The 24661-nt window shown below is 52.8% G+C and carries 20 protein-coding genes and 6 tRNA genes; 13 read left to right on the top strand and 13 right to left on the bottom strand.

Going from position 1 to position 24661, the window contains the following annotated elements; genetic code table 11:
* Positions 1-24: 24 nt before the first annotated feature.
* The 6 genes from ptsP to glk form a co-directional block, all read right to left on the bottom strand.
* The gene (gene ptsP, locus OGW44_RS10395; protein ID WP_053389664.1) at positions 25-2520 is read right to left on the bottom strand and encodes a phosphoenolpyruvate--protein phosphotransferase; all 2496 of its coding nucleotides are present in this window, start codon (positions 2518-2520) and stop codon (positions 25-27) included.
* Positions 2521-2543: 23 nt separating this feature from the next.
* Positions 2544-3584 carry an aminopeptidase gene (gene ypdE / locus OGW44_RS10390; protein ID WP_016153899.1) on the bottom strand — a complete coding sequence of 347 codons (1041 nt, stop codon included), beginning with the start codon at positions 3582-3584 and terminating at the stop codon, positions 2544-2546.
* Complete coding sequence (gene ypdF / locus OGW44_RS10385; RefSeq protein WP_278085780.1) at positions 3584-4669, bottom strand: aminopeptidase; 1086 nt, start codon at positions 4667-4669, stop codon at positions 3584-3586. Before ypdF ends, ypdE begins: the two co-directional genes overlap by 1 nt.
* A gap of 17 nt (positions 4670-4686) precedes the next feature.
* Positions 4687-5934, bottom strand: a complete 1248-nt coding sequence (locus OGW44_RS10380) for a PTS fructose transporter subunit IIC (RefSeq protein ID WP_137380934.1) — start codon at positions 5932-5934, stop codon at positions 4687-4689.
* A gap of 20 nt (positions 5935-5954) precedes the next feature.
* On the bottom strand, positions 5955-6281 hold the full coding sequence (locus OGW44_RS10375; protein WP_003028254.1) for a PTS fructose transporter subunit IIB: 327 nt from the start codon (positions 6279-6281) through the stop codon (positions 5955-5957).
* A 221-nt stretch (positions 6282-6502) separates the two neighbouring features.
* Positions 6503-7468 carry a glucokinase gene (glk, locus tag OGW44_RS10370; RefSeq protein ID WP_016153902.1) on the bottom strand — a complete coding sequence of 322 codons (966 nt, stop codon included), beginning with the start codon at positions 7466-7468 and terminating at the stop codon, positions 6503-6505.
* A gap of 204 nt (positions 7469-7672) precedes the next feature.
* Here glk and OGW44_RS10365 point away from each other — a divergent pair, with 204 nt between their 5' ends.
* The gene (locus tag OGW44_RS10365; protein ID WP_185654983.1) at positions 7673-8908 is read left to right on the top strand and encodes an ion channel protein; all 1236 of its coding nucleotides are present in this window, start codon (positions 7673-7675) and stop codon (positions 8906-8908) included.
* Here the strand turns inward: OGW44_RS10365 and OGW44_RS10360 are convergent, their stop codons facing one another.
* Complete coding sequence (locus OGW44_RS10360; protein ID WP_047358784.1) at positions 8909-10561, bottom strand: alpha-keto acid decarboxylase family protein; 1653 nt, start codon at positions 10559-10561, stop codon at positions 8909-8911.
* Positions 10562-10743: 182 nt separating this feature from the next.
* On the opposite strand from OGW44_RS10360, the gene mgrA reads away from it, so the two are divergent.
* From mgrA to OGW44_RS10335, 5 genes are all read left to right on the top strand, one after another.
* Positions 10744-11742, top strand: coding sequence for an L-glyceraldehyde 3-phosphate reductase (gene mgrA / locus OGW44_RS10355; RefSeq protein ID WP_016153905.1), 999 nt, complete (start codon positions 10744-10746; stop codon positions 11740-11742).
* A gap of 128 nt (positions 11743-11870) precedes the next feature.
* Positions 11871-12200: a DUF2502 domain-containing protein YpeC gene (ypeC, locus tag OGW44_RS10350; protein ID WP_016153906.1), complete on the top strand. Its 330-nt coding sequence runs from the start codon at positions 11871-11873 to the stop codon at positions 12198-12200.
* A gap of 402 nt (positions 12201-12602) precedes the next feature.
* Positions 12603-14162 (top strand): PTS transporter subunit EIIC, encoded by a 1560-nt coding sequence (locus tag OGW44_RS10345; protein WP_185654982.1) that lies wholly within the window; start codon positions 12603-12605, stop codon positions 14160-14162.
* A gap of 16 nt (positions 14163-14178) precedes the next feature.
* A complete protein-coding gene (locus OGW44_RS10340) occupies positions 14179-15531 on the top strand; it encodes a class-II fumarase/aspartase family protein (protein ID WP_049268933.1) in 1353 nt (450 codons plus the stop codon).
* Positions 15524-16735: an N-acetylglucosamine-6-phosphate deacetylase gene (locus OGW44_RS10335; RefSeq protein WP_103284091.1), complete on the top strand. Its 1212-nt coding sequence runs from the start codon at positions 15524-15526 to the stop codon at positions 16733-16735. The genes OGW44_RS10340 and OGW44_RS10335 overlap by 8 nt, the downstream gene beginning before the upstream one ends.
* On the opposite strand, the gene OGW44_RS10330 is transcribed toward OGW44_RS10335, so the two are convergent.
* From OGW44_RS10330 to OGW44_RS25785, 3 genes are all read right to left on the bottom strand, one after another.
* Positions 16728-18275 carry a BglG family transcription antiterminator gene (locus tag OGW44_RS10330; RefSeq protein ID WP_185654981.1) on the bottom strand — a complete coding sequence of 516 codons (1548 nt, stop codon included), beginning with the start codon at positions 18273-18275 and terminating at the stop codon, positions 16728-16730. The two genes, OGW44_RS10335 and OGW44_RS10330, sit on opposite strands and share 8 nt — an antisense overlap.
* 83 nt (positions 18276-18358) lie before the next feature.
* On the bottom strand, positions 18359-19597 hold the full coding sequence (locus tag OGW44_RS10325) for an Nramp family divalent metal transporter (protein ID WP_016153911.1): 1239 nt from the start codon (positions 19595-19597) through the stop codon (positions 18359-18361).
* Complete coding sequence (locus OGW44_RS25785) at positions 19594-19668, bottom strand: hypothetical protein (protein WP_423191516.1); 75 nt, start codon at positions 19666-19668, stop codon at positions 19594-19596. The genes OGW44_RS10325 and OGW44_RS25785 overlap by 4 nt, the downstream gene beginning before the upstream one ends.
* 273 nt (positions 19669-19941) lie before the next feature.
* On the opposite strand from OGW44_RS25785, the gene nupC reads away from it, so the two are divergent.
* A complete protein-coding gene (gene nupC, locus OGW44_RS10320; protein ID WP_016153912.1) occupies positions 19942-21144 on the top strand; it encodes a nucleoside permease NupC in 1203 nt (400 codons plus the stop codon).
* Positions 21145-21297: 153 nt separating this feature from the next.
* Here the strand turns inward: nupC and OGW44_RS10315 are convergent.
* Positions 21298-21373: transfer RNA gene (locus OGW44_RS10315), tRNA-Ala, on the bottom strand.
* Between the two features lie 42 nt (positions 21374-21415).
* Positions 21416-21491 (bottom strand) — tRNA-Ala (locus tag OGW44_RS10310).
* Positions 21492-21712: 221 nt separating this feature from the next.
* Between OGW44_RS10310 and OGW44_RS10305 the strand changes: the two genes are divergently transcribed.
* Complete coding sequence (locus OGW44_RS10305; protein ID WP_016153913.1) at positions 21713-22075, top strand: YfeC-like transcriptional regulator; 363 nt, start codon at positions 21713-21715, stop codon at positions 22073-22075.
* A 1-nt stretch (position 22076) separates the two neighbouring features.
* Positions 22077-22469, top strand: a complete 393-nt coding sequence (locus OGW44_RS10300) for a MerR family transcriptional regulator (protein ID WP_016153914.1) — start codon at positions 22077-22079, stop codon at positions 22467-22469.
* A gap of 56 nt (positions 22470-22525) precedes the next feature.
* On the opposite strand, the gene gltX is transcribed toward OGW44_RS10300, so the two are convergent.
* Positions 22526-23941 carry a glutamate--tRNA ligase gene (gene gltX / locus OGW44_RS10295; RefSeq protein WP_005130009.1) on the bottom strand — a complete coding sequence of 472 codons (1416 nt, stop codon included), beginning with the start codon at positions 23939-23941 and terminating at the stop codon, positions 22526-22528.
* Between the two features lie 258 nt (positions 23942-24199).
* Here gltX and OGW44_RS10290 point away from each other — a divergent pair.
* The 4 genes from OGW44_RS10290 to OGW44_RS10275 all read left to right on the top strand — a co-directional run bounded on the left by OGW44_RS10290 (position 24200) and on the right by OGW44_RS10275 (position 24599).
* A tRNA-Val gene (locus OGW44_RS10290) sits at positions 24200-24275 on the top strand.
* Positions 24276-24321: 46 nt separating this feature from the next.
* Positions 24322-24397: transfer RNA gene (locus OGW44_RS10285), tRNA-Val, on the top strand.
* A 46-nt stretch (positions 24398-24443) separates the two neighbouring features.
* A tRNA-Val gene (locus tag OGW44_RS10280) sits at positions 24444-24519 on the top strand.
* A gap of 4 nt (positions 24520-24523) precedes the next feature.
* Positions 24524-24599, top strand: a tRNA-Lys gene (locus OGW44_RS10275).
* The last annotated feature ends 62 nt before the right edge of the window (positions 24600-24661 follow it).

Genomic DNA, 24661 nt, shown 5'->3' with positions numbered 1-24661 from the left:
TGGGGAGCGCTCTTTCAGTGAAGCTTAAAACGTCAGTTCCGCCTCCAGCAACGCGAGAATACTGTCGGCATTTTCAGCGGCAAACAACGACTGGCGGAACGGCTTGTTCACCAGCTTACGCGCCAGCTGCGAGAAGACCTTCACGTGGTTAATGCCTTCATCAGCCCCCAGCGTCAGCATGATAACCAGTTCCACTTCGCCCATCTCTGACTGCCAGTCAACGGGATGAGCAAGCCGGGCAATACTGATACTGGAATGGCGGATCCACTGGGACTTAGTGTGCGGAATAGCCACACCAAAACCGACAGCAGTGGTGACTATCTCTTCGCGCTGCCAGATATCTTCCTCCAGTTCAAACGGATGTTCAGTTCGCCCATTAACACCCAGATTGCCGCACAGAAACTGAATCACCTGCTCTTTGTTACTCAGAGATTCACCAACAAAGATGTTCTCCCGCGCCAGTAGCGGACGCACGTCTTTCTGCGGTGCAAACTGGTTGAGCAGATCTTCTATCTCTTGAGCGCTACGGCACTCACAGGCCCGTATGGCAAGTTCACGGCATGCCTGGCCCTCCAGTTGACGAAGCTGACTTTTCACCGCCGGAATACGTGGACTGCTCATGCTCAGCTCGTCGAGTCCTAAGCCCAGTAGCAGCGGTAAATAGCGTCCTTCGCCCCCCAGTTCGCCGCAAATGCCCACCCATTTACCGCGTTCGTGCGCCACGCGGACAATCTGCTGCAACATTCGCAGGAACGACGGCGTAATCGGGTTGTACAACGGCGAAACGCGCGGGTTATTACGATCGACGGCGTACAGGTACTGGGTCATGTCGTTTGAACCAATACTGAAGAAATCCACCTCATCGCAGAAATGGTCGATGATGTAACACACCGACGGCACTTCAACCATAATCCCCAATGAAATTGTCGGAGCATGGCGTAAACCGTCGGCTTTCAGTGCCACCAGCGCTTTTTGCAGTTCGCTTTTTACCCACAAAATCTGGTCAAGGCTGTGCACCATTGGGATCATCAGTTGCGCATTGCCGAAGGTTGCCGCACGTAAGATGGCGCGCAGCTGCGTGCGAAACAATCCAGCAAACTCTGGATAAATTCGCACCGCGCGGTAGCCCAGGAACGGATTCTCTTCCTGCGGAATATTGAGGTAACGGATATTTTTATCCCCCCCAATATCCATGGTGCGAAAGATAACCGGCTTGTCGCCCGCGGCCAATAAAACCTGCTGGTAGGCTTCAAACTGTTCCTGCTCGTCGGGAGCGCTGTCGCGGTCCATAAACAGCATTTCAGTACGAAACAGCCCAATCCCTTCCGCGCCATTGGCAAACGCCCCCGGCGCTTCCAGCGCGGTACCGATATTCGCTGCAACGTCAATACGCTGATTATCTTTGGTCAGCGCGGGCTGAGCGGCATCCAGCGCCTGCCGCCGCTGGCATTCATCGGCCAGCTTCTGCGCAATCGCGTAATAACCGCGAACCGCATCGTCTGGATTGATGGCCAGTACCCCACAGCGGGCATCCAGTACCGCATGCTGGCCTGCATAGCGGCTAATGGCCTCCAGCGGCAAGCCGCTAAGCACCGGTATAGCCGACGCGCGAGCAAGGATCAGGGTGTGCGATGTGCGCCCTGTTTTCTCCAGGATCATGCCTGACAGATGCTGCAAATTGAGGCTTAAAAACTGGCTGGGCGTCAAATCCTCAGCGACCAGAATCGTCGGCTTATTCAGCACCAGCGCATTGCGCGGACGTCTTTCAGGCCAGGTGATGTGCAGCAGCTGTTCGCTGATATCACGGATATCGCTAACGCGCTCGCGCAGGTAATCGCTACCGGAGGCCGACAGCTTGTCGCACACCTGCTCCATATTGGCGATAATCGCCGCCCCTAACCCCAGATGCTGCTCCAGCATTAAGCGACGAATATTCCCGGCAAACTCGTCGTCCTGAATCAGAGACAGATGGGCGCTGAGGATGGTTTTACTCTCACCCTCACGCTCGCGCAGTTGTTGATTGAGCTGTTCGGCAAGCGTCGCCAGACTATGCTCCAGCCGGGTATTGTCTTCCGCACTCGGCGCAATCGCGCGATAGCTTTCCAGATTATCGCTCTGCCAAAGCGTGAGCGAACCTGCCCCCACGCCTCCTGCCAGCACGGTGCCATAAAGAAGGTCTGGGTTGAGGCGAATCAGCGAACGTGGCAACGGATGCGCCGCCAGTTCCGCTGGCGTCGGCTGAACGCTGTCGCTGTCAATAAACCGGTGCAGGAGGTACTCCTCTAGCGCTCGTCGGGCCTGTTCTTCATCGCGACCGGTGATGGTTAAGCTACAACTGTCATTAAACAGCGTCCCGGTGCCAATCAGCGCCAGCGAACTTTTCGCATCTGCTCTGGCGTTCTGGCGATGGTTAAGAAATATCACCTCACTTTGCCACTGGCTGCACTGCTCTTTCAGCTCCCACGCCGGACGCGCATGCAGGCCATTGGGTAGCGGGCAAAGAAATTGAATCGTTAGCATAACAACTCCTGATTAGCGCGAAATCAGCACCTGAAATCCGTCAGATGAACCACGGTTTCGCACGTAAGATGTGAAAGAAGAGCCGACAACAACTGCTGCGTCTGGATGATGTCACGGCAGTCGGCAATCGACGCCGCGCAGTGTCCATGCCGCGTAGCTGGCCCCATGACAACCGTGGGGATCCCCGTGCCGCTTACGTGCACCGCCCCGCCGTCAGTGCCGCCGTTACTGAACATGTCAAGCTGCAGGGTAATGCCCGCATCGGTGGCCACGCTTTCAACCCACGCGGTCAGCTTTGGCGAGGCAATCAGCGATTTATCGCTTAACACCAGCATCGGGCCATTACCAATCTGCCGATGGTTGGCCGCACCATGATCAAAGTTTTTGGCCCAGCAGGCGGTATCCAGCACGATCGCCACATCCGGGGCGACCGCACGTGCTGCTGTTTGTCCTCCGCGCAGTCCCACTTCTTCACTGGAACTGGCCACCAGCCAGACCTCACATGGGAGAATGGCGTTATGCCATTCGCGCAGCAGCGCCACCAGCAAATAACATCCAAGTCGATCATCAAAGGCTTTGCCCATGACTCGCTGGTGCGGCAAAACCTGAAACGTCGTGTCAAAGGTGACGCGATCGCCAGGGCGTACGCCGGCCTGAAGTACCTCGTCATAAGACCGCGCGCCAATGTCCACCTGCAGCGCACTGACGTCATTACCGCTGCGCACTCCGTCGAGCAGACCGGGAATTTTGCTCTCTTCACGGGTGGTGATCCGCACCGGCTGCAATTGCCTGGCCGCCATACGCACATTTCCCACCGGCAATACATCGATCGCCCCTTCGCTGGAAATACTGCGCACAATAAATCCCACTTCATCCATATGCGCGCAGATCATTACCTTCGGACCGGTTGATTCATTCAGACGGATCAGCACCGATCCCAGGCCGTCAAAGCGCACCTCTTTATGCAGACGATCCGCCTCTTCAAGCAGGATCTGACGCACTTCCTGTTCTGAAGAGGCGATCGCGTCCGCCTCGCTCAGCGCCTTCAGTAGCGATAAGTCCATTACGCCTCTCCCGTGTGTAACAATGTTTTCGCCATGGTGTAGAGCACCTCGCCGCCGTCTGGCGTAACCAGCACCACATCCTCAATACGCACGCCTCCCTGCCCCGGCAGATAAATACCCGGCTCAACGGTGAGCAGCATGCCAGCCGCCAGAGGCGTCGCGTCGGTGGGGGAAAAACGGGGATTTTCATGCACCTCAATGCCGATAGCGTGTCCGGTATTGTGACCAAACTCATCACCATAGCCCGCCTGCGTAATGACCCGCCTGGCTGCGGCGTCAACCTCATGGCAACGCCGACCTGGTCGAATTGCCGCCACCGCCGCACGCTGCGCCGCCAGGACAATCTGATACACGGAAAACAGCGGGCTTTCTTGCGCTGGCTGGTTTGCGTCTGGGATGCGAAAGGTTCTCGTCATATCCGAACAATAGCCCTGATACTGCGCGCCAAAATCCAGCGTGATGAACTCACCCGCCTCGACACGCTTGTCGCTGGCTTTACCGTGCGGCAGCGCGCCGCGCCAGCCGCTGGCGACAATGGTGTCAAAAGAGGGTTTGTCTGCACCGCGCGTGCGCATGTACCACTCCAGTTCAGCGGCGATTTCGCGCTCACTGAGGCCGGGTTGAATAAAGCGGCGAATATGTTCAGCACTAAGGTCAGCTATCCGGCAGGCTTCGCGAATGCAGGCTATCTCCTGCGCCGTTTTTACCTGCCGGAGCACATCCGGCACGGCTCTCACTAGTCGGGCACGCAGTTTGCCCGACCATCCATTCGCCGTATTCCAGCTTACCTGCTCGCCTTCAAATCCCACCGTCTGCATCCTTTCGTCAGCAATAATGTGATTCACCCGTGAATACAGCGTCTGCGCGCCATCAAGTAGATGGATCTGATAGCCCTGAGTACGTGTAGCGACATCGGTGTAGTAACGGGCGTCGACCAGGATATGCGCGCTTTGATGGCTGATAAACACAAACCCTGAACCGCTGGAGATCCCCATATGCGGCTGTTTATTCTGCCGCGATGACAGCAGCACCGCATCGAGATGTTGCGCCGTTAGCCAGTCACGCAGCGAGGCAAGTAAGCTCATGGTCACAATCCTTTTAATCAGAGGCTTTCAATCAGCAATTTACCTTTGCGGTACATCATGTTGCGCAGGAACACCACCATCAGCGCCGTAATCACCGCACCTAACAGGATCCCCGCCATATAGACGCCGAGGTTAGTGACCAGCGGCCATGCCCAGATAGCCGATTCCGGGAACCACTGCACCGCCCCCAGCCAGACGGCAGCCGTCGATCCGACAATAGCGCCAACCATATAGGATGGAATTGCCGTGATGGGGCTTTCCAGTGCGAACGGGATCGCCCCTTCGCTGATGCCCATAAACGCGAGGAACATTGCCGTTTTCCCTTGCGGGTAGAGCTGTGCGTTGAACAGGCGTTTGCCGGTTAAGCGCCGGTCGAGAAGCGTAGCCAACCCGAGGCCAATTGGAGGAATCACGATGGCAATAGAGCGTGCGGTTACCGGCAGAACGTGATCGGTAGTAAAGCTGAAGGCGACAAATCCTGCGGCTTTATTAATCGGACCGCCGAGGTCAATCGCCGTTGCCGCAGAAATCCCCATCGCGTACATCAGCGTGCCTTTCTCTCCAGCCGCCATCAGCAGAGAACGAATTCCGCCGTTGATCCACCCGCCAAACGGCGTTATCACGTAATACATCGCCAACATGACGAAGATCGCGGAAAGAATGGGCAGTAAAAAGGTGGTTTTGAATGCCAGCAGGAAATCAGGCAACTGGATTTTTTGGTTCATCCACTTCACCAGATACCCGGCGACAATCGAGATAATCAGCGCGCCAATAAAGGTTGACGGGACGGGGGCACTGGTTGCCCATTGCAGCGTCGCTGGGTCAAAATTCAGTATCTGCGTGGGCTGAGTGGACATCAGTCCACCAATGAACCCCGCCGGAAACGCCAGCTTACCGCCGATAGAGTTGGCGACAAACGCGGCAAACATCGGAATAGCAAAACCAAACAGCACGCCGCCAAAAGATTGCGACAGCCAGGCAAACTTCAGTAATGAGAGATTAAAACCGCTGAATTTTCCGCTGTTCAGTGCATCCATGATGCCGGTGTCAGCAGGTATATCGAGCCAGCTATAGGCGATCAGTTGCGAGAAGGCGAGAATTACCCCGCCCATAATTAACGTCGGTACCATGCGCGAAATACCCGACATCACATGCTGCGGAAGTTCGCCCCAGAAGCTATTGTGGGAGGCCGGTGGATTTTTTATTGCCGCTGCCGCACCAGATGCGCCAGGCACAACGGTTGCACTGCGTTTTTTAATGGCCATACGTAATTCCCTGTCGATGATTATTGTTGTTCAGCGGCAACCATCTCTTCGATCTCTTTGATGATGCCGGCTGCATTTTTTATCGCGTCCTGTAACGTAATTTCGTAGACGTCACGCGACTCAAAACGCTCGTTATCTTCCGGAGTAACGGCAACAGAATGGATGATCAACGTTGCCTCTGCGATATCCTGCGCCGTCAGGCGATTTTGAATTCCGTCCGCACCCTGGGTTTCAATTTTCACTTCATAACCCGCTTCAACCGCGGCTTCTTCCAGCGCCTGAGCCGCCATAAAGGTATGGGCCAGCCCCATTGGGCACGCGCAAACGGCAATCAGTTTTTTGCTCATAATCATTTCCTCGTAATAGTTAACGAGTGAAATTATGGTCCGGGGAAAGTAACGACCGTTATCAGACAAATAATGCTTTTACTGGACAAATAATCCCGCCATTCGGAAATGTGACGAAGGTCGGAAAGGCGGGCGGCAGGCATAAAAAAACCGCGTAATAAACGCGGTTTTGCGGGATATATGTAAGCCGGATAAGCGCTGTGCACCGTCCGGCGTTGGTCTTACAAAATATGGCCCAGCGTCTGGCGCAGATGCGCACCGGAACCAAGCAGGCCCGGGTTATCATGCACGATCAGATATACCGGAATATCCTGTACGTAGGCTTTAAAACGCCCCTTATCTTCAAAACCACCACGGAAACCCGAAGCTTTAAAGAAGTCGAGGAAGCGCGGTACGATGCCGCCAGCGATGTACACACCGCCAAACGTGCCCAGCGTTAACGCCAGATCGCCGCCAAAACGCCCCATGATGACGCAGAACAGCGACAGCGCGCGACGACAGTCGATACAGGAATCAGCCAGCGCACGCCCGGTGATATCCTTCGGCTGCAGATTTTCCGGCAGGCGCCCGTCTGATTTGACGATGGCGCGATACAGATTAACCAGCCCCGGACCTGACAGTACGCGCTCTGCGGAAACGTGACCAATTTCCGCACGCAGGACCTCAAGGATAATCCCTTCTTCTTCGCTGTTAGGCGCAAAATCCACGTGACCGCCTTCACCAGGCAAGCTCACCCAGCGTTTATCTACATGCACCAAATGCGCCACGCCGAGTCCGGTACCTGCGCCATAGACAGCAATCGGTTTGCCTTCAACAGGTTCCGCACCGCCAAACTGGATCAAATGCTCTTTCTTCAGCATCGGGATCGCCATCGACACGGCGGTGAAATCATTGATGATTTCCAGATGGCTGAAGCCCAGATTTTTTTTCATCTCAGCAATAGAGAATGCCCAGGTATGGTTGGTCATTGCCACCCAGTCACCGGTAATCGGACAGGCAATGGCAATACAACCATCCTCAACGCTGACGCTATGCTCATCCAGGTATACGCGTACTACCGCCTCGAGGCTTGGGTAATCCAGCCCGGAATAGGTTTTTGCCTGCGAAATCTCGCCGCTGGCAATGTCGCACAGAGCAAGACGCGCGTTGGTGCCGCCAACATCACCTACTAAAGCATATTTTGTCATTCTTCCACTGCTCCGCTAAAGTCAGAATAAATCTTTGCCACACTGTAAATTCATGGGGGCATAACAACAACGCCCTGAAGGCTGATGCCCGTGGAAAATCGATCCAGATCACATAATTACTTTATCGTTTCAGCACCATTTGCAGCGATGCGGTTGCGCAGGCTGTGCAAACTATGTCTATGACTCTGTTTTAAGGAATAGAATATGCTTCATCCACGAGCCAGAACGATGCTCTTGCTATCAACTCCTGCGCTAATTATTGGTATTGCCTCCAGCCTGGTGTTGATCGTTGTGATGAAAGTGGCGTCCGTTTTACAGCAATTTTTGTGGGAACGCCTGCCCGTTAGCATCGGTATTGCCCAGGACTCTCCGCTGTGGATTATCGGCATGCTGACGCTCACGGGGATCATGGTCGGGTTAGTTATTCGCTACAGCCAGGGTCACGCGGGACCGGATCCTGCCTGTGAGCCGTTAATTGGAATGCCGGTCCCCACCTCAGCAATTCCGGGCTTGCTGGCAGCGCTCATCCTCGGCCTGGCAGGTGGCGTCAGTTTGGGTCCGGAACACCCGATCATGACCGTGAATATCGCACTGGCTGTGGCGCTCGGCAGCCGTATGTTTCCCCGCATTGCTAAGCTGGACTGGACCATCCTCGCCTCTGCCGGCACCATCGGCGCGCTATTTGGCACCCCCGTTGCCGCCGCGCTGGTCTTTTCACAAACGCTGAATAGCTCGGACAATGTTCCTTTGTGGGATCGCCTGTTTGCACCGTTAATGGCCGCCGCCGCGGGCTCGCTGACCACCAGTCTGTTTTTTCACCCCCATTTTTCACTGCCCATCGCGCACTACACGCAGATGCATGTGATCGATATCCTCAGCGGTGCGGTCGTTGCCGCCATCGCCATTGCCGCCGGGATGGTGGCTGTCTGGTGTCTGCCGCGTTTACACCATTTAATACATCGATTGAAACACCCGGTCCTGATTCTTGGGGCTGGCGGCTTAATCCTCGGCATTTTAGGCGTTTTCGGCGGACCGCTTACCTTGTTTAAAGGACTGGACGAAATGCAGCAAATGGCATTTAGCCAGACGCTGGGAGCATCGGATTATTTCATGCTCGCCGTGATCAAATTGGCGGCATTAGTGGTTGCAGCTGCGAGTGGTTTTCGGGGCGGGCGAATTTTCCCGGCAGTATTCGTTGGGGTCGCGCTTGGCCTGATGCTGCACGCCCACGTTGAAGCGGTGCCAGCGGCCATTACCGTCTCCTGCGCGATTCTTGGACTGGTGCTGGTCGTCACCCGTGACGCCTGGCTGAGCCTGTTTATGGCAGCAGTGGTGGTGCCAGATTCCACCCTGCTGCCGCTGCTGTGCATCGTCATGCTGCCCGCCTGGCTGCTGCTGGCGGGCAAACCGATGATGATCGCCGAGCGTACCGATAAGTAGTTAGCCTCCGTTACGCGTTTCCAGCGCACGGGTCACCGTGCGCAATAGCTCAGGAAGATCGGCTTTCGGTAGTACCACCTCAATTAACGACAATCGTTGCGGATGGGACAAACGGGCCAGCACTTCTTCCAGTTGTACCGCCTGCTCCACACGCCAGCACTCCGCCTGACATTCACGACGAAACGCCTGCGGCACCTGCGTCCAGTTCCAGGCAGCGATATCGTTATAGCGCTGATTTGCCCCATGTATAGCCCGCTCCACGGTATAGCCGTCATTATTTAGCAGCAAAATAACGGGAGATTGCCCGTCTCTGAGCATAGAGCCCAGTTCCTGAATGGTGAGCTGCGCCGCACCATCGCCAATAATCAGGATCACCCGGCGGTCCGGGCAGGCGGTTTGCGCGCCAAATGCAGCCGGGAGCGCGTAGCCGATAGACCCCCACAGCGGCTGAACCAGCACCTCCGCTCCACCGGGTAGCGTGAGCGCAGCCGCGCCAAATGCAGCGGTCCCCTGGTCGACGAGGATAATGTCATTGGGCGCCAGATACTGCTGCACCGTATGCCAGAAATTTTCCTGCGTCAGAGGTCCCTTCTCAACCTGAATACGCCTAACTGGCGGGCGTTCTGGCGGCAGTGAAAAGGACATCTCCAGACACAGCTCCCGCAAGGTGGTTACCGCCTGCTCCATCGGGACGTTAAACCAACGGTTTCCAATCCGTGAGGCATGTGGCTGCACCTCAATCGTGCGCTCCTGTGGTAACTGTTGCGTAAACCCGGCGGTCAAAGTGTCAACAAATTGTGTGCCAACACATACTATCGTGTCGGCATCTTCTATCGCCTGACGTACATAGTCGCTGCTGGCTCCAGCGCTGTAGGTGCCGACAAACGCCGGATGACGCTCATCGAATAGCCCTTTGCCCATCAACAACGTGGCGTGGGCCATCGGCGTTTCCGCCATCCAGCGTTGCAATACCGGCTGCAGGCCAAAGCGCTGCGCGAGAACGTCTGCCAGAAGCGCTACGCGCGGGCTGTCCAGTAACCGCTCGCGGGCATGGTAGCGAAACGCTTCTGCCACGCTGCTTTCCGGCTCGCTCAGAGGAACAATCAGGATGTCATTCGGCGGCGTGGTCCGCTGTTTTGCCACATCAGCAGGTAACATCAGATAGCCCGGTCTGCGTTCGATGAGCATTGTTCGCAGCACGCGGTCAATTTCATAACAGGCGTTTTGTTCATCCAGCACTGCGCTGGCCGTCGTCACCGCCTGCTGCATACGATAAAAATGCTGAAAATCACCGTCCCCAAGGGTGTGATGCATCAACTCCCCGCGACGTTGGGCACCACGACAGGGCGCGCCAACAATATGCAAAACAGGAACATATTCCGCATAGCTTCCCGCGATACCGTTAATCGCGCTTAACTCACCTACGCCAAACGTGGTGAGCAGCGCCCCCACCCCGGATACCCGGGCATAGCCATCCGCAGCATAAGCCGCATTCAACTCGTTCGCACACCCGACCCAACGTACGCTGGGATGTTCAATCACGTGGTCAAGAAACTGCAAATTATAATCGCCAGGCACACCAAAGAGATGGCCAACACCACAGCCTGCCAGCCTGTCCAGCAGATAATCAGCAACGGAATACGGGGTTTGCATGACAGCTTTCCTTCTGACGGTAACCTCATGTTGAGTATCGAAGAACTGTGATGACTGTCCAGGAAAGTCGCTGTGAAGGGGGTGGAAAGCAAGATGTACAGTTTTCATCCCTAAATTTAATTGCAGCTGGCCTTGTGTAAACGTATACACTCAAAGTCACACCTTATCTGACAGGAGGCTATATGGCTTATCAGGCTGCTGAAAATCGTTATCAGACAATGGAGTACCGCCGCTGCGGTCAGAGCGGCCTCAAGCTCCCGATTGTATCACTGGGGTTGTGGCACAATTTTGGTGATACCACGCAGGTCGAAAACAGTCGGGCGCTGTTACAGCGTGCATTCGATCTGGGGATCACCCATTTTGATCTGGCGAATAACTATGGTCCACCGCCGGGTTCAGCGGAGCGAAATTTTGGTCGCATCCTGCAGGAAGATTTTTTACCGTGGCGAGATGAGCTGATCATCTCCACCAAAGCAGGTTACACCATGTGGGAAGGCCCTTACGGGGACTGGGGCTCACGCAAATACCTGATTGCCAGCCTTGATCAAAGCCTGAAGCGCCTGGGGCTGGAGTATGTCGATATCTTCTACCACCATCGCCCCGACCCTGAAACACCGCTCAGAGAAACCATGCGCGCACTGGATCATATCGTCCGTCAGGGCAAAGCGCTGTACGTAGGCCTCTCTAACTATCCGGCTGAACTTGCCCGGCAAGCGATTGAAATACTCGACGATTTAGGTACGCCATGCCTTATTCATCAGCCCAAATATTCTATGTTTGAGCGTTGGGTCGAAGAGAGCCTGCTGTCGCTTTTACAGGAAAAAGGCGTCGGTAGTATCGCCTTCTCACCGCTGGCTGGCGGGCAGTTAACCGACCGCTATCTGAACGGTATTCCGGCGGATTCTCGCGCCGCAAGCACCAGCCGTTTTCTGAATCCGGACCAGATCACCCCACAAAAACTGGAAAAAGTTCGAGCGCTGAACGCACTGGCAGAGCGACGGGGACAAAAGCTGTCTCAGATGGCGCTCGCGTGGGTTCTCCGGGAAGACAAGGTCACGTCTGTGCTGATTGGCGCCAGTAAACCGGCGCAAATTGAAGATGCCGTCGGCATGCTGGCAAACCGTCACTTTACGCCTGAAGAGTGCGCGGAGATTGATGCCATTCTGAGTCGGTTGAAATAAAGACACATTTATTAACAAAAAGTGCTCTCACTTGCGATTTAAGAGTTGTGGCGATGAAACGGGGCTTTACTGCCCCGTAATATTACGTTAACAGGCCGGCTACGGCTCGATCGTGAAGGAGAGAAAACATGTTCAGGTCACTGATTCTGGCGGCAGTCTTAATGGCTTTTACACCGCTGGCCGCGAACGCTGGCGAAATCACCCTGCTGCCATCAATAAAATTGCAAATTGGCGATCGCGATAATTACGGTAACTACTGGGATGGCGGCCGCTGGCGCGACCGGGATTACTGGCACCATAACTATGAGTGGCGCAAAAATCGCTGGTGGCGTCATGACAACGGCTACCATCGTGGCTGGGATAAACGCAAAGCTTATGAACGCGGCTACCGAGAAGGCTGGAATGACCGTGACGACCATCGCGGTCGTGGGCGCGGCGGTCACGGGCATCGTCATTAAGAAAAGGAACCTGTGGTAACAGAGAATTTTTAACAATGGCAAAGGGTTCCGTTCACCGTATGTTCATTGTTTCTCTGAACCCCTCATTCCCGTAACGGGCAAGGGAGGCTCACCGTCTCCCTTGCCACCCAGGCTTCCGGCAGGAAAAATCGTCACTTCGTGATCCATTCGCCTTATGTCGTCTTCCTTCGGATCGCTTCAGTACGCTGACTTTCAGTTCAATCCGTTTCGCTTTAATAAAAAATACCTTTGCAGCTAATCAATCCTTAAGTGACCAGCATTAACCTGCAGGCTGCTTTTTTATGGTCAAATCCTGCGCTTTTTATTTTTCACTATTTGCCCTTGAGCAAAAATCTCCTGAACGTATCTTATCCTCAAGAGAATTCACGTCAGGATTAACTTATGAATGCTAATTTTAAGAATGAAATTCAGACATTCGGTCGATCGCTATTATTACCGATCGCCGTACTGGCGCCTGTGGGGATGGTCATGGGAATTAGCGCTGCGTTAGGGCAGAGCTATATGATTGATAAACTCCCCTTTCTGGGCAATGAAATTTTCAGAGCAATTCTCTCTTCTCTGGGATTAATCAGCAGCGTCGTTTTTAATAATATTCCTTTACTGTTCGCGATGGGTGTCGCCTACGGTATGTCTAAAAAAGAAAAAGGGATTGCTGTATTTGCGTCCGTCGTGGCTTACCTGACTCTGCTTATCGCCATGCATGTGCATCTTAAGCTGGCAGATACGCTGGCGAAAGAGGATATGGCTTTCGTCGGACAGGGAATGGTATTAGGTATTCAGACGCTGAAAATCGAAGCGCTGGGCGGCATTATTGCCGGGCTGCTGGCAGCTAAAATAACCGACCGTTTTTACCGGCTGCAATTACCTCTCGCTTTCGCCTTTTTCAGCGGTAAAAAATCCGTCGCGATCTTAGCCATTGCTTTTTCCATTCCCGTCGGCTTGATCATTCCTTTTATCTGGGATCTGTTTACCGCAGGTATGCGCGCCATATCAACAATAATGATGGCACCTAACATTGGTGCAGGTATCTATATGACGCTCAATCGCCTGCTGATCCCGTTTGGCCTGCACCACGTCCTCAGTTCCACCGTGCGTTTCACCGCGGCAGGCGGTACGTACCTGATTGACGGGCAGACCTATGTCGGTATTTTGCCCGCTATCAATAAAATCCTGTTTGAGCTTGGTCCCACCCATCCGGCCTGGAAAGAGTATATGCCGACGCTCACCAGCTATCTTGCCTCATCACAAATGCTCACGACGCTGTTCCGCGTTCCGGCGATTGGTCTGGCGATGTACCACATGGCCTATTTCAAGAATAAGAAATTTGCCAAAGGGATGATCCTGACCGTGGTGCTGACCGCCATGCTGGGGAATATTACCGAACCGCTGGAGTTCTCCTTCCTGTTTATCGCGCCAAAACTCTTTATTGTCTATGCGGTACTCTGTGGCTTATTGACCATTCCACTGCAATTACTGGAAGTCTCCATCGGCTATATTCGCGGCACCATTTTTGATTTTGGTATTTTCGGTTTGATGTATGAACACACCCAATGGATTAATTTAATTATCCTCGGCGTGATTAACTTTGTTGTCTTCTATTTCGTCTTCCGCTTCGCGATCGGTAAATTTGATATTAAGACCCCAGGCCGAGAGAGTGAAATCGCTGACAGCACCTTACTGAACAATAAAGAGTACGACAAAGTCGCCGAACTGGTGATTCAGGGGCTGGGCGGGACAGACAATATCAAACGCGTTGAAAACTGCGTTTCACGGTTACGTATTGATTTAAAAGATCAGAAAAAAATGGACATGGCCATTCTTAAAGAATCTGGCTCGCTGGGAACCTTTATCCCCTCCAGCAACCATGTTCATGTGGTATTCGGCCCACACGTAGAATTTGTCCGTAACGCGGTAGACGACCGCCTCGTCGGTGCGAAATAAATTCAAGGAGATAGTAATGCGTGCACTGTATGATTCAAAAAGCAAAACGATCGACGATCGAGGAATGAAATCTCTGCTCGCACAGCCAGCGCGGGTACAGTCATGGCTCGATGTTGAAGCCGCCCTGGCTCAGGCACAGGCCGGACACGGCATGATCCCCGCCAGCGCCGCAGTCAATATTACCGCTAACTGCCACGTGGATAAGATTGACCTGACGGAAATGGAACGCCTGCTGCGCGAGATTGGTCACGGCTTCGTTCCGGTCATCAAAGTGCTGGTCAAAGCCTGTGACAGTGAAAGCGGAAAATACGTGCATTACGGCGTCACCACGCAGAATATTCAGCAAACCGCACAGCTTTATCTGGCAAAGCAGTTCGATACCGTCATGCAGGGTTTTGTGGACGATATTCTGCGTAACCTGGCAAAGATGGCATCTGACCATAAAGCAACGATTATGGCCGGACGTACCCACGGTAAGCACGCGCTGCCCATCACCTGGGGCTATAAAGCCGCCGTGTGGATTGATGAGTTACTGAGCGCCCAGCAGCGCATGCGGGAAGCGGAAAAACGCGTCTTTACCGTGATGATGGGGGGAGCAGTGGGCGCCTTCCACGCAACCGGTGAAACCGGCCGCCGGGTTCAGGATAGCGTTGCCCAAAAGCTGGGAATGCATTCAATGGCGATTCCCTCCCGCAACTCGCGCATTTACCGCACTGAATACATCAGTAATTTGTGCCTGCTGGCGACGACGTTACACAAAATAGCCGAAGAGGTTTATCAGACCTCAAGCGAAGAGTTTGCCGAAGTTTCAGAAGCCTTCACTAAAGGCACCGTTGGCAGCAGCACCATGCCGCAAAAAGTGAATCCTAAACTGGCGAAGGGGATCATCGCCAACGCGCAGAAATTGTACTCAGTATTGACCTCCTGCCTGTATGTCAGCCCACGTCCCTTCGAAGCAGACAGCTCCGCTTACTTTATCTTTGACGGTAATATTCAGGAGAGTATGGAGCTAATGGCTGAGATTGTGATGCGAGCCGAAGAGTTGACGCGAACGCTGGTCATCAATCCTGGACGTATGCGTCAGAATGTGCAGTTAACGCATGGTCTTATTAATAGCGAAAAAATCATGATGCAGCTGGTGGAAAGGCTGGGCAAAGATGCCGCACATGAACGCGTCTACCAACTGGCAATGCGCAGCACGCATGAAGGCATCCCCTACGCTGATGTGCTGCGTGATGACCCTCTTATTCGCCAGCACTTTAGCGACTCAGAAATTAATACGCTGCTGGATCCTGCTCACTACATCGGCCTTTGCGCAGAAATCGCCGAGGAAACGGCCGCTCGCGTATGGGAGAAAGACAATGGCTGATCCCCTGCTTTCTCTGGCAAGTGAACGCATTGTCACCCCGAATGGAATCGAAAGCGGCTATCTGCATATTGAAAGCGGGCGTATTTCTGGCCTCGACAGTACGCCACGAGGGAAAATCGTCGATTATCGCCATGCCATCCTGATGCCCGGTTTTGTGGATATTCACGTTCACGGCTGGGGGAGAGGGTCGTTTGCCTGGAGAGGTGAACGCCGTTCTTTGCAGGCGATGAGCCGGGATCTGGTTAACGCCGGGGTTACCGCGTGGCTTGCAACATCAGCCACCCAGCCGGAAACGTTCTTGCTGGAGAGTCTTTCCACCGCCGCGGACTGGATTGCAGACGCAAAAGCGGAAGATGGTGCCGAAGCGGTGGGTATTCATATGGAAGGCCCCTTTATTAACCCTGCATACAGCGGAATGCAGAGCAAGGACGCAATCCAACCACCCGATATCGAAGGGTTCAAACGCTATCAGCACGCCGCGAGGGGAAATATCCGTCTGATGACGCTCGCACCCGAACTGCCGGGCGCCCTGGCGCTAATCCGCTATTTACGCCAGTCAGGCGTCACCGTGTCAGCCGGTCATACCGACGCCACCTTTGATGAAACCACCCTCGCCATTGAAGCCGGTTTAACCCACTTTACCCATGCCTTTAGCGCCATGCGCGGGCTGCATCACCGGGAGCCTGGCGTGGTGGGGGCGCTGATGTACCATCAGAATACGTATGCCGAGGTGGCAAAGCAGAGCGGGATTACGTTGCGACCAGAAGTGTTCGACATTCTCTATCGGTTGAAAAAAGATCGCCGGTTGGTCATGGTCAGCGATTGTCTGGGATATGTGGATTTTCCCGAAGGATCGGAATTCCACCATTACCTGCGCCAGGAGACGTTTCGCATTCACAATCATTGTCTTGAAATCACTGACCACAGCGGAAAGACCCGAACGGTTTCACCCACGGAGTGGTCCGAAGTGTGCAAACTGGAGATGAGCTTTCTGGACTCCGTGAAAAATGTGGTCGACAGGCTGGAAAAAGGCTGGGTTTCAGCCGCGCAGATTGCCTGCCTTAATCCGGCTATCCTGGCGGGTGTTGACGCGAGAAAAGGCAGCCTGACGTCAGGAAAAGATGCCGATATTCTCGTGTTGGGTGCAGAGTTAAACCTGGAAGCCGTCTGGTGTCGCGGCGTTTCGCAACCTCTGGCTAAATAAAAATATCACTGTAATGCGTATCAAGAAAAATTTTTAACGCCTCCTGGCTCATTCCCTGAACCTGCTGAATAAAGTCCTCAGCAGGTATTTTTTTGCGCGCGGAGGGAAGTCCATTTTCGCGTAATAACAGGAGATCGTCCTGCGTGAGCCAGAAATTCACTTTGACATAATCCAGCCCGGCGTAGCGGAGATGACTCGATATCTTGTTTGTAAAGGTAATCAGCAGGTCGAATTCGAGCTGCTGAAGCCGCGCAATCTCATTGATGTTGATGCAGGCGGGGATTTCAATATGGAAGCGGGAGAAAAGCATCTCTTTAAAATAGCCGACCTTACTCTCTGACGAGTTCGTCACAATAATGACCCGCTTTTTCTTATCGCCAACAACCCGATTTTTGAGCGCATACTTTTTGATAATCAGCACCAGCGTTGCCAGATGAATAGCAGAAAAGGTCGTTTGCCAGTGATGTTCAATCTCTTTCACCGCATACTGGACATGTTCCCATAGCTCAGGATAGCGTCGCTGGACATCATGGAGCTTTTTATCATCGAACCAGAGATGAAATTTATTCTGGATGATGGCGGCATAGATAAAATTATAAATCTCCGCAAACCAGGCGTGCTGATTGTGAATGGTGTTCTCCAGACATCCGGCTAAAGCGTGACAGGTGCGCTTAACGTAAGAGACCAGCCGGGCGTCGTATAATGTGAAGGGGCGATGAGTAAACGTCAGTGAAGCAATCAGCAGATCCAGACAGATATTTTCATCCGCATCAGGCAATACGCCATAAGGAAAGGTGGTCAAAAACTTAGCCGCCGAACTCTCCGTAATTCTGTGTCCCCTGCGGATACGGTGCAGAGCAAGGCTAAGATAGACCAGTAAGTATTTTCTGCCGTTATATCCCAGGGCGATGACCGGACTGATTTTCTCTTCGTAATAGTCTGCCGCCTGGTTTATCTGTGCAGCACACTCATGAAGAAACTGTTCGGCAATTGAACGGCCTGTCGGCTCATTGGCCTGGTGGGCGATAAGTCGGTGATCCTCACCAATTTCAACCGTTTTTAGTATCGTCATGCACGCCGCCAGCCGCAGCTGGAACTCATCCCCCGCAAGCCGGGAGCCCTTACGCGGGATACTTTGCACAATCAGATCGCGTTCCTGCACCAGGCTCATCATGACGGGATTATCATTTTTTACCGTTCCCGCACTGACATAAAATTTTTTGTAATAATCATTTTTATTCACCACATCGTGCAAACAGAGCGCCACAAAGAGATCCTTCACCCTCTCTTCTGCCGTAGTGATATAGCGATTAAACTGGACGCGCGCTAAAAACTGTCGGTATTCGCTGTAGCCAATCCGGGTGGTAATAAACTGATTATCCTGATGTAGCTGGACATTTTCTGGCAGAAGTTCATTGAGCTCTTTCATTGTCCGTTTTAGCGTGGAGAGCGTTTTACCGAAACGCTCGACAGCCTCTTCAACGGGGAGCGGACTGTTGTCCTGGAGATATTTCAGGAAAGAGAGATCAAAGTGATTCATGAACGCCTGCCAGTTAATTATGCAGTGCACATAATAGAGGAAAAGCTCAATTAAAACCGTGACCCGTCGCGAGTCACGGTTGATTATAGCCCCATCGCCGTGCCTGCCAGTAGCCAGAGATTGAGCGCCACGACCAGTATCACAATGACCCAGCCAATCTGTTTAACGCAACGACGATTGACCAGATCCCCCATCAGCTTACTGTCGCTGGTGAAGATCAGTAGCGGCACCAGCGCCAGCGCGATACCAAAACTGAGCAACACCTGACTCATCACCAGAATACGGGTCGGATCCAATCCCATTAGAATCACAATAAATGATGGCATCATGGTGACGGTACGGCGTACCCATAGCGGAATGTGAAAACGGATAAACCCTTGCATCACCACCTGCCCCGCCAGCGTACCGACCACGGTAGAAGAGAGTCCCGCAGCCACCAGGCTTAAACCAAACACCGTCGCTGCAGCGTGACTCAACAACGGTTCAAGGGTCAGATACGCCTGATCGAGATCGGCAATACCGGTATGCCCGCTAAAATGAAATGCGGCGGCAGCCGTCGCCATCATCGCCAGATTGACAAATCCGGCAATCGTCATGGCGATAGCCACATCCCATTTAGTGGCCGCATAGCGCTGTTGGCGTGTTCCGCCGTGCAAATGCTGAGTTAAGGAAGAGTGCAGATAAATGACGTGCGGCATGATAGTCGCACCGAGCACCCCAGCGGCCAGGAACACCGCTTCGGAATTAGGCAGGCTTGGGATCACCATTCCCTTACTAAGCTGCGCGAAGTTCGGTTGGGAAAAAACCAGCTCCACAATGTAAGCCGCGGCCACAAACAGCAGCAGGCCGCCAATCACCTTTTCCAGCGGTTTTTGACCGCGACGCTGCAGCATCAGAATTAAGAACGTCGCGATACCGGTGAGTACGGCCCCTTGCAATAAGGAAACGCCGAGGATCAGTTTGAAGCCAATAGCAGCGCCAATAAATTCAGCAAGGTCTGTTGCCATAGCGATAATTTCTGCCTGCACCCAGTAGAACCACACCACCGGGCGAGGATAATGATCGCGAATTTGCTCCGCCAGGTTTTTCCCCGTAGCAATGCCGAGTTTTGCCGACAGCACCTGAATCAGCATCGCCATCAGGTTTGCCCAGACCACCACCCACAGCAATTGATAACCAAAGCTGGCCCCTGCCTGGATATTGGTGGCGAAGTTACCCGGATCGATATAACCGATCGCCGCGATGAACGCAGGTCCCATTAATGCGAGCTTCAACTTGCGCGCTGCCCGCCCACTGCTACTCTCAACGCGATCGTTAGTCATTTTAGTGCCTCAGAAACATAGCCTTTGCTATGTTTCAAGCTACGCCTCCTGAGAATGATTATCAAATTCATTTTGATGGGTGACGTTGATTTCTCTGATAGCGTTTGTCTATGGATCGATAAGGATTCTGGAAATACCGGCGAGATGTTTAATTATTGTTATGAGAATAGCACAATGACATAACTTTTCACTTCCATACTAAACATAACGGAAGTGTATCACCGATCACTAATTTTGAATCTCGTCACAGGTCCTTATTATAGTGTGTGTTTGATCTCGTTTTCTTTATGGTTGTTACATAGAATGTGCACGAAAACTAAACCTGCCTCATATTTGGAGCAAATATGGACCGCGTTCTTCATTTTGTCCTGGCCCTTGCCGTGGTTGCGGTACTCGCACTGCTGGTAAGCAGTGACCGTAAAAAAATCCGCATTCGTTATGTTATTCAATTGCTTGTTATCGAAGTGTTACTGGCATGGTTCTTCCTGAACTCTGATGTCGGTCTGGGCTTCGTGAGAGGCTTCTCCGAGATGTTTGAGAAACTGCTCGGGTTTGCTAATGAAGGGACAAACTTTGTCTTTGGTAGCATGAACGATAAAGGCCTGGCATTCTTCTTCCTGAAAGTGCTTTGCCCGATCGTCTTCATCTCCGCCCTGATCGGTATTTTGCAGCATATCCGCGTACTGCCGGTAATCATCCGCGCGATTGGTTTCCTGTTATCCAAAGTAAACGGTATGGGCAAACTGGAATCCTTCAACGCCGTCAGCTCTCTGATCCTGGGTCAGTCTGAGAACTTTATCGCCTATAAAGATATTCTCGGCAAAATGTCTCGCAACCGTATGTACACCATGGCTGCAACGGCGATGTCGACCGTTTCCATGTCTATCGTCGGCGCGTACATGACCATGCTTGAGCCGAAATACGTGGTTGCGGCGCTGGTTCTGAACATGTTCAGCACCTTTATCGTGCTGTCGCTGATCAACCCTTACCGCGTTGATGCCAGCGAAGAAAATATCCAGATGTCTAACCTGCACGAAGGCCAGAGTTTCTTCGAAATGCTGGGTGAATACATTCTGGCTGGTTTCAAAGTGGCAATTATCGTTGCGGCGATGCTGATTGGTTTCATCGCACTGATCGCTGCCCTGAACGCCCTGTTCGCCACCGTGACCGGTTGGTTTGGCTACAGCATCTCTTTCCAGGGCATCCTGGGTTACATCTTCTACCCGGTTGCATGGGTAATGGGTGTGCCGTCCAGCGAAGCGCTGCAGGTGGGCAGTATCATGGCGACTAAACTGGTTTCCAACGAATTCGTTGCGATGATGGATCTGCAGAAAATCGCCGCTACGCTCTCCCCGCGCGCAGAAGGCATCCTGTCCGTGTTCCTGGTTTCCTTCGCTAACTTCTCTTCCATCGGTATTATCGCCGGTGCGATTAAAGGCCTGAACGAAGAGCAAGGTAACGTGGTTTCTCGCTTTGGTCTGAAGCTGGTGTACGGCTCTACGCTGGTGAGCGTACTGTCCGCATCTATCGCCGCACTGGTGCTGTAAGTGTAAGACAACGTCGCAGTGATAAGACCGGGGAGATTCATATTCTCCCCGGTTTTTTTATGCCTGCGATTCAGCAAACCAAAGAGATAAAGAGTAAGAACTGGCAGGATGCAGAAACAAAAAACCCCCGCTTTTCAGCGAGGGTTTAAATTTTGGTGGAGCTAAGCGGGATCGAACCGCTGACCTCTTGCATGCCATGCAAGCGCTCTCCCAGCTGAGCTATAGCCCCACGATGCTTTTACGTACGTACCAAATTCATTGGGATTAAATTTGGTGGAGCTAAGCGGGATCGAACCGCTGACCTCTTGCATGCCATGCAAGCGCTCTCCCAGCTGAGCTATAGCCCCATTACGTAAAGCTTGTCGAGTTGACGGGCGGCATCATATGAATTCCCTTCGCGTGTGTCAACGGCAAAATTAACTCATAGAATTCAATCGCTGAAAAAGCAGTCAAATGAAGAACATTGCGTAACAACTCGCATTCAGTAGTTAAACGCGTCACGGTTTCTACTAAAATGGTGCTATAAAATGAACCACTAATTAACCCCACGACTATTCAGGGAATCGTTATGTTCAAGGAACGGATGACGCCAGAAGAACTTGCTAATCTGACCGGATACAGCCGACAGACCATCAATAAATGGGTACGCAAAGAAGGTTGGGCGACATCACCAAAACCAGGCGTTCAGGGCGGTAAAGCCCGGCTGGTTCACGTCACCGAACAAGTTCGTGAATACATTCGCAGCGCTGAGCGTTCAGCCGAAGGTTTATCAGATAACTTATCGTTATCCGGCGATACCTCTGTTGAAGCGCTGCTGATTAGGCTCGCTAAAGAAATGACGCCGACAGAACAGAAAATGTTTACCTCACTGATCCTGCGTGAAGGCATTACGGGTTTATTACAGCGTTTAGGGATCCGCGAAAACAAATAATATGAAAAAATTACGCAGCAAAATGACGACCGAAGAGCTGGCGGAATGTCTCGGGGTTGCCAAACAAACCGTCAATCGTTGGATCAGAGAACAAAACTGGACTACCGAAAAGTTTCCCGGCGTTAAAGGTGGTCGTGCCAGACTGATTCATATTGACTCCAGCGTCCGCGCGTTTCTGCTCAATATTCCCGCTTTTCGCAAAGTTCCTGAAGTTTATCAGGCTGAAGAACCGCTGGCAGAATACACCCACGTAGTACGCAGCCACGCGTGTCGCCAGATAATTAGCGCACTGGACAACATGTCCCCAACGGAACAAGAAAAGCTGGCGATGTATATTTCGCGCGAAGGTATTCGCACTTTTCTTACTCGTTTGGGTATTGATGAGTCTGAATAACAGGCAAAAAAAACGGCAGGATACGCTCCTGCCGTTATTTCATCGGTCAATCAGTCTTATTGCTGGCTTTCTCGCTCAGCAATAAACGCCAGCGCTTTATTAATACGCTCAATGCTGCGGGATTTACCAATCGCATGCACCGTAACGTCTAACGCCGGGGACTGACCCGCGCCGGTAACGGCTACGCGCAGCGGCATCCCGACTTTACCCATACCAACTTCCAGCTCATCAGCCGTTGCCTGAATCGCATGGTGCACGTTTTCTGCCGTCCACTCGCTAATCGCAGCCAGCTTGTCACGAACCACTTCCAGCGGCTGACGCGCAACCGGACGCAGGTGTTTCTTCGCTGCATCAGCGTCGAACTCGGCAAAGTCTTCGTAGAAGTAGCGGCAGCTCTGCGCCATCTCTTTCAGCGTTTTGCAGCGCTCACCGAGCAGTTTAACCAGCTCTGACAGCTGCGGGCCTACGCGAGTATCGATATTTTCCTGCTCAATGTGCCATTGCAGATGGGTTGCTACATATTCCGGCGCCAGCGCATTAATATAGTGATGGTTCAGCCACTGCAGTTTTTCAGTGTTAAACGCACTCGCAGACTTGCTCACCGCACCAAGGGAGAACAGTTTGATCATCTCTTCACGGGTGAAAATTTCCTGATCGCCACTGGACCAGCCCAGACGCACCAGATAGTTCAGCAGCGCTTCCGGCAGGTAACCGTCGTCGCGGTATTGCATAACGCTGACCGCACCGTGACGTTTGGAGAGTTTTTTACCATCGTCACCGTTGATCATTGATACGTGTGCGTAAACTGGCACCGGCGCGTTCAGCGCTTTCAGGATATTGATTTGACGCGGAGTGTTGTTGATATGGTCTTCACCACGAATAACGTGGGTGATTTCCATATCCCAGTCGTCGACAACAACGCAGAAGTTGTAGGTCGGGGAACCGTCGGTACGGCGAATGATCAAATCATCCAGCTCCTGGTTGCTGAATTCGATCGGCCCACGGATCTGGTCGTCAAAAATAACGGAACCGTCCTGCGGGTTGGCAAAACGTACCACGCAAGGTTCATCAGCGGCATGATGCTCGTGGCCGTGGCGGCAGCGGCCGTCGTAACGCGGCTTCTCACCGTTCGCCATCTGCTCTTCGCGCAGCGCGTCCAGACGCTCTTTAGAGCAGTAGCATTTATATGCGGTGCCTGCTTCCAGCATTTCATCAATCACCGCGTTGTAGCGATCAAAACGTTTGGTCTGGAAGTACGGGCCTTCATCCCATTCCAGATTCAGCCAATTCATGCCATCCATAATGGCTTCAATAGCTTCCGGAGTGGAGCGTTCGAGATCGGTGTCTTCAATACGCAGCACAAACTCACCGCCATGGTTGCGTGCAAAAAGCCAGGAATAAAGAGCAGTACGCGCACCGCCGACGTGCAGGTAGCCTGTCGGGCTTGGCGCGAAGCGAGTTTTGATTTTCATGAAATGGCCTTACGTTTATAAAGATGCCGACAACCGGCAAATCCAGGGAAGATTATCAGGCTCGTATTCTATCACCGTGGTCTGATTCCTCAATGTTGTTCAGGTTGGAACATTACGCTTTGCCATTTTCGTATACAAATCATGCCGCACGGATTGTTTTGCGATCGTTTTGTTTAAATTTACGACGAACGAACAATTTCTTTAGAAAATGCGTTGACTCATTTTCAACTCTCCCTATAATGCGACTCCACACAGCGGGGGTGATTAGCTCAGCTGGGAGAGCACCTCCCTTACAAGGAGGGGGTCGGCGGTTCGAACCCGTCATCACCCACCAACTACTTTATGTAGTCTCCGCCGTGTAAAACAAGAAATTGAGAAGTGGGTGATTAGCTCAGCTGGGAGAGCACCTCCCTTACAAGGAGGGGGTCGGCGGTTCGATCCCGTCATCACCCACCACTTTCTCGCCAGCTGGATTTCTTGTTAAAATATGAAGTACCGAAGTGGGTGATTAGCTCAGCTGGGAGAGCACCTCCCTTACAAGGAGGGGGTCGGCGGTTCGATCCCGTCATCACCCACCACTTCGGGTCGTTAGCTCAGTTGGTAGAGCAGTTGACTTTTAATCAATTGGTCGCAGGTTCGAATCCTGCACGACCCACCAATGTAAAAAGGCGCCCTAAAGGCGCCTTTTTGCTATCTGCAATTTATAAGATTCGAACCTGC

Origin of the sequence: Citrobacter sp. Cb023 (assembly GCF_030336805.1) — a bacterium.
Lineage (GTDB): Bacteria > Pseudomonadota > Gammaproteobacteria > Enterobacterales > Enterobacteriaceae > Citrobacter > Citrobacter braakii.
This window is presented reverse-complemented; position numbering and strand designations above follow the sequence as displayed.